Source organism: uncultured Algibacter sp. (genome assembly GCF_947487605.1).
Classification (GTDB): domain Bacteria; phylum Bacteroidota; class Bacteroidia; order Flavobacteriales; family Flavobacteriaceae; genus Algibacter_D.
The window spans coordinates 1-336 of record NZ_CANKXK010000078.1 but is presented as its reverse complement, the minus strand read 5'-3'; the positions used below and the strand labels follow the sequence as shown (position 1 = coordinate 336).

The 336-nt window shown below is 43.2% G+C and carries 1 protein-coding gene; it reads right to left on the bottom strand.

The features are described from left to right. Positions 1-336, bottom strand: a 336-nt coding sequence (locus tag Q0739_RS15010) for a hypothetical protein (protein ID WP_298239546.1), incomplete at both ends; no start/stop codon positions are given.

Here is a 336-nt window from a genome sequence, read left to right as displayed (position 1 = left end):
TCTCCTTGATTTGCAAACGTACATGAATCTGCCATGGCATCACTCGGTGGTGTGCCTACTGCTATCTTAGCTGGTGCTGTTACACTAAACGTGGCTGTTTCAGATCCACTATCGCAAGTATCTGTAACATTATAAGTTACAACAACCGTTCCTCCTTCACATAATACAGGAGCACTATATTCATCAGCAAATGACCCTTGTGGCCTGCATCCGCCACTTTCTCCAAATTGATCTAGGAAACCTTGGAAGGCCAAATTTAAAGCGACTTGGTCTGCATAATCACAAGAACTATTATCTGTATCGTCACCAACTTCGTTAATAACAAGTGCTGGGGCT